Annotated in this window: 4 protein-coding genes and 2 pseudogenes (2 of these 6 cut by a window edge); 3 read left to right on the forward strand and 3 right to left on the reverse strand. The window is 60.5% G+C overall.

Features of this window, described 5'->3' with window-relative positions; genetic code table 11:
- The 3 genes and pseudogenes from A3H92_07810 to A3H92_07820 form a co-directional block, all read left to right on the forward strand.
- Positions 1–234: pseudogene (locus tag A3H92_07810) on the forward strand (hypothetical protein); it begins 861 nt to the left of the window's first position.
- Between the two features lie 10 nt (positions 235–244).
- A complete protein-coding gene (locus tag A3H92_07815; protein OHC75940.1) occupies positions 245–454 on the forward strand; it encodes a heavy metal transporter in 210 nt (69 codons plus the stop codon).
- 83 nt (positions 455–537) lie between these two features.
- A complete protein-coding gene (locus A3H92_07820) occupies positions 538–1,014 on the forward strand; it encodes a hypothetical protein (protein ID OHC75941.1) in 477 nt (158 codons plus the stop codon).
- Between the two features lie 10 nt (positions 1,015–1,024).
- Here A3H92_07820 and A3H92_07825 read toward each other — a convergent pair whose 3' ends face one another.
- The 3 genes and pseudogenes from A3H92_07825 to A3H92_07835 all read right to left on the reverse strand — a co-directional run.
- Positions 1,025–2,515, reverse strand: coding sequence for an anthranilate synthase component I (locus A3H92_07825; protein ID OHC75942.1), 1,491 nt, complete (start codon positions 2,513–2,515; stop codon positions 1,025–1,027).
- A gap of 13 nt (positions 2,516–2,528) precedes the next feature.
- The gene (locus tag A3H92_07830) at positions 2,529–2,891 is read right to left on the reverse strand and encodes a hypothetical protein (protein OHC75943.1); all 363 of its coding nucleotides are present in this window, start codon (positions 2,889–2,891) and stop codon (positions 2,529–2,531) included.
- Positions 2,888–2,926: pseudogene (locus tag A3H92_07835) on the reverse strand (hypothetical protein); it runs 1,422 nt beyond the window's last position. The gene A3H92_07830 and the pseudogene A3H92_07835 overlap by 4 nt, the downstream one beginning before the upstream one ends.

Genomic DNA, 2,926 nt, shown 5'->3' on the forward strand with positions numbered 1-2,926 from the left:
GTGCCCTATGCCGAGCGCAACATCTTCCTCGACAATCTTAACGACGAGGCGGCGGTCTTCGCCAGACTGGCCGAGGTCGAACGTCTGGCGCGCTCCGCCGGTTTCGCCATCGCCATCGGCCATCCCCGCGACGCCACTATCATGATGCTGCCCAAATGGATAAAAGAGGTGGAGGCGCTGGGCTTTGTGCTGGCGCCGCTGAGTTCGGTTATTATCGGCGACGGCGTAAGCTGAGGAGGTTGAAATGGCCGGGATTTATCACGTTGCAGGAATGACCTGCGAGGGCTGCGCCAAGGCGGTGACCAACGCCGTAAAGGCGCAAGCGCCTCACGCCGTCGTCACCGTTGACCTTAAGGCCGGACGCATCGCCGTCGAAGGATTCGATGACGTCGCCGCCATCGCCAAGGCTGTCGATGACGCCGGGTTTGAATTCGGCGGAGCGGCAAAAAGCTGAATGTTTTCGGGGACAGTCGTCGTTGACTCCCTGCGTCAAGGAGCGGAATAATGAGAAGACTACCTTTGTAAGGAGACGTTTCTATGCGCTTTCATTTTTATGCGATTTTCATATGCGCCGCCACGCTTGCTTTTTCAAATGCCGCCTCGGCCGGCGACGCCCACAGCCACAGCGGCGGACATGGCATTGGAGCGGTCCAACTCACCTTGAACAACGGCGCGAAGTGGCAAACGGACAAAGCCCTGCGCGACGGAATGTGGAATATTCGTTACGAGATGGAAAACGCCCTGCCCGACATCCACAAAGGCTCCATGTCCAAAGATCGGTACGCCGTCCTTGCCGGCGCGGTCCAGAAGCATGTTGACGGCATGGTCGCCGGCTGCAAGCTTTCCCCGGAGGCCGATGTCCGACTGCATATTGTCCTCGCCAAGGTGATTGAAGGCGTGGAAGTCATGAAGGGGGCGGCTGATCGCACTCCCGGCGCCATCAATATCCTGATGGTTCTGAACGATTACGGTAACTATTTCGAACATCCGGGATGGGCGGCGACATCCCGCTGAAAGTCCGAGGTCAGCCGAACTTGGCGGCTTCCTCGGCGGCGCGGATGAGGGCGCGGGCCTTGTTGCGGCTTTCCTGGTATTCGGCTTCCGGGTCGCTGTCGGCGACAATGCCGCCGCCGGCCTGCACGGACATTATCCCGTCCTTGACCACAGCGGTGCGTAGCGCGATGCAGGTGTCCATTTCCCCATTGGCGCCGAAATAACCGATACATCCGGCATAGACGCCTCGACGCTGAGGCTCCAGTTCGTCGATAATTTCCATCGCCCGCACCTTGGGAGCGCCGGAAACGGTTCCCGCCGGGAAGCCGGCCAGCAGGGCGTCGATGGCGTCAAACCTGTCGTCAAGGTCGCCTTCGACGTTGGAGACGATGTGCATGACGTGGGAGTAGCGTTCGATGGACATATGCTCGGTAACTTTCACCGAGCCTACCTTGGCGACTCTTCCCACATCGTTGCGCCCCAGATCGAGCAGCATCAGGTGCTCGGCCAATTCCTTGGGGTCGGCCAGCAGTTCCTCGGCCAGTTCCTTGTCTTCCTTCTCCGTGGCGCCGCGCTTCCTGGTGCCGGCGATGGGGCGGATGGTGACCTTCCCGCCACGCGCCCGGACCAGAATTTCCGGGCTTGAGCCGACGATGGAAAATCCGCCGAAGTCGAGATAATAAAGGAAGGGCGAGGGGTTCAGCCTTCTCAGCGCCCGATAAAGGGAAAACGCCGGCAAGGTAAAGGGAACCTGGAAGCGCTGGGACACCACCACTTGCAGGATATCGCCGGCCAGTATGTAGTCCTTGGCCTTGACCACCATCTTGTGGAAGTCTTCGCGGGTCATGTTGGAGACGACTTCCTGCTTGCCGGGAATGGTTTTATCTTTTTCCCGAGAGGGCAAGCTACGCTCAAGACCGGCAACCGCCTCGGCCAGACGCAGGCGTCCCTCCGCGTAGGCGCTTTCGGCGTCGGTCGAGCCATTCAGCCAAACCGGCGTAATCACGGTGATCTTGTCCTCGATATTGTCAAAGACGGCGATTACCGTCGGCCTGAGGAAGATGCCGTCCGGCGTCCCCATAGCGTCGGGATTGGCGGCGGGCAGGTTTTCCACCAGGCGCACCGTGTCATAGGCCAGATATCCGACCAGACCGGCGGCCATCGGCGGCAGGCCGTCCGGCATTTCTATGCGGGACTCGGCGGCCAGGGCGCGTAGCGAATCGATAGTCCGCTCCCGGCAAGGTTCAAAAGCGTTGTCGTCACGCAAGGCGCTCCGGTTGACCTCGGCCTTGTCGCCGAAGCAGCGCCAGATAAGATCAGGCTTCATGCCGATAAACGAATAGCGGCCACGGGTAGCGCCGCCTTCCACCGATTCCAGCAGGAAGCTGTAGGCCCTGCCGCCGGCCAGTTTGAGCATGGCCGAAACCGGAGTTTCCAGGTCGGAAACCAGCGTCGTCCACATCACCTGGGGGCGTCGGCGGTAGTGCTTCTTGAAGTCCGGGAACTCGGGGAACGCCTTCATCGGCCCGACTCCCCTAGAAAAGTTGGTCAACGGCCCGCGAGTTGACGGTCACCGGGTAACGGTCGCGCAGGGCGCCGGACAGTTGAATCAACAGGTCTTCGCGCATGGATTGGGTCAATTCCTGGCGTATCTTGTCTACGCCTTCCTTGTCGGCGACGGCGGCGACGGCCTGTATATCCTTTAATCGCGCCAGGAGATATCCCTTGGCGCTGCGGGCGATGGCGTATTCACCGATCTTTTTGGCGAACAGCTCTTTAACAAGGACATCCGGCAGTTCACCCCTTGTCGAGCGGTCAAAGGGGGCGGTGGTTTTAACCTCAACGACCAATTCGCCGGCCACGGCGGAAAAGTCTACGCCTCCCTCAAGGCGCTTCAAGGCCGCCTCGGCGGCTTTTTGCGAGGCCTCGCCGC

It is taken from the genome of Rhodospirillales bacterium RIFCSPLOWO2_02_FULL_58_16 (assembly GCA_001830425.1).
Lineage (GTDB): Bacteria > Pseudomonadota > Alphaproteobacteria > Rhodospirillales > 2-02-FULL-58-16 > 2-02-FULL-58-16.